Annotated in this window: 2 protein-coding genes and 1 pseudogene; all 3 read right to left on the reverse strand. The window is 48.0% G+C overall.

Features of this window, described 5'->3' with window-relative positions; translation table 11 throughout:
- Positions 1 to 390 (reverse strand): annotated as a pseudogene (locus tag FE392_RS19610) (hypothetical protein); the annotation flags it as partial.
- 18 nt (positions 391 to 408) lie between these two features.
- Positions 409 to 1,410 carry a DUF6453 family protein gene (locus tag FE392_RS19615; RefSeq protein WP_319931817.1) on the reverse strand — a complete coding sequence of 334 codons (1,002 nt, stop codon included), beginning with the start codon at positions 1,408 to 1,410 and terminating at the stop codon, positions 409 to 411.
- The coding region (locus tag FE392_RS19620) for a DUF1983 domain-containing protein (protein WP_319931818.1) at positions 1,407 to 1,872 on the reverse strand (466 nt) is incomplete at its 5' end. The genes FE392_RS19620 and FE392_RS19615, both read right to left, overlap by 4 nt.

The raw sequence follows: 1,872 nt of genomic DNA on the forward strand, positions 1-1,872 counted from the left end.
TATCGATTTCAGCGACACCGTCTGCCCGTTCGGCAAGGTCACATCCACCGCGCCGTTCTGTGACATCCATCTGTCCATGTTCTGGAGGAACTGGACGATATAGCTGTTAATCGCCACCATATGCCGAACGCCATCTGCGGCAGAATCAGGCACAGTAATCTGTATCTGATAGGTGACGTTATTCAGGGTGGTGCTGACTTTATCTGCTAACACCAATTCAGTATCAGAGTTCACCGCCTGGATCAGGTGTAACAGGTTATCCTTGCCGGACTGGATTAACATGATTTGCCCGGGGGCAACGCTGTTAATATTCGCTTTAAACTTTGTGCCTGTGCCACGGACAATAGCTGACCCGGACACCGTGCTGATTGTGCCTTGTGAATAGTACATAGATGGGTTCCTGAGAGGTTAGAAGTAGTCGTCGAAGTTAATCGCGTAGATGTCGTAATTGATGGGTTTGTAGCTAAACCAGTTCACCTGAAAATATTCAAAATCCATCTTGCCCGCTTCACTTATCGAGATGGTATTGCCGGAGAACTTGAAGCCTGAATCAGCAAAGCGCCACATATTCCCACCAGTATTCTTAACCAGTTTTGCCAGTCGGTTAACGTGTATCATCGGTCTAGCGATGGTTGGGCTTGCCCCTTTTCCGTCTCTGACAGGTATCATTTCCCCCAAGAAGAACGGCGTATAATAAGAGGAATACGTTAGGTGCCCGGAGGCGTTATAAATGGCAATCCCCCAGTCTGGTTTTTGCAACGGGAAACCGCTGGAGAAAATCACCACATGCACATCGCAGGCAACATCGTTATTCACAATGACCTTATCATGCGTCATGCCAATTGCAGCACCGGGGGTTTCTGTACGGGCAAAGACCAGACATTGATTCCGGTTCGGGATAGAATCCGGCACCCGCCATTGCCCGTTTTTCCCTAATGAAAATCGCCCCCGATAGACGCAATACCCCAATCGATTTTGGTCTGCAATGGTCGATACTCCGTTCATTCCCGCCAGCTTAATACCAAAAGACTGCGTGTATTTTGGGTAGCCACAGACCTGAATGTAAAACGTCTTGTCGCTGTCAAAGAAAGGGCTAAATTCATAGAACGTGTCATTCATTTCGATATTCAGATATTCCCCGTCCATGTCCATGCGCTCTATCCGGCGGTCGACAATCACAGACTGCAATCCCTGCTGTCCTACCATCACTGTTTTTGTTGGAATGAGGACAATGTTAAAATTACGAGCCTCGGGAATGTGAAATGACTTTTTGTAGTAATACCTGCTGCCTTCCCTGCCATTGATAGCGACCGTTTGTAATAAACTCAACATTTGCGCCCTGTCAGAATCCAGATAATAAGATTTCCCACCATCACCGGGGTGCACCATAATGCCTAATCTGTCACTCATATTTTCCCTACCTTCACCCTTAAGGCCCCGCCGTTGTCATAGACTGCCAGCCCTGTATGGTCTAAGGCTATCCGCGCTCCACCCGCTGCACTCTTCATCTCGAATGCTCCATTCTTTGGCAAATTCCAGCCACCATGAGGCCAGTTATCCGACCGTATTCCATCGGCAATTTTTGCCATCGTGATGGAGGCATCCTTGATTTTCGCCCCATCAATGACCGCTGTACCAAGAAAGGCTTCCTTGATAAAGACCTGCCCGTTTTTAATCACAAATACAGATTCAGATTTCCCATTGGTCGGATTCACCACGGTAAACTGGTTAGCCCTGACACCGAAATGTGTCTCCACCTTGCCGTTCTTGACCTCAGCACCGATTACCATGCCCGCTTTATAAAACTGGCCGTTGTGGTTGATACCGGCTCCAATATCATGGATGGCATAACCATCACCTTTTGCATCAAAA

This window comes from Xenorhabdus santafensis (assembly GCF_033949405.1).
In the GTDB taxonomy this organism is placed as follows: domain Bacteria; phylum Pseudomonadota; class Gammaproteobacteria; order Enterobacterales; family Enterobacteriaceae; genus Xenorhabdus; species Xenorhabdus santafensis.

Bases quoted from the DNA above. Each gene is read 5' to 3' on its own strand.
- FE392_RS19615 (WP_319931817.1), bottom strand. From the start codon at position 1,410: ATGAGTGACAGATTAGGCATTATGGTGCACCCCGGTGATGGTGGGAAA.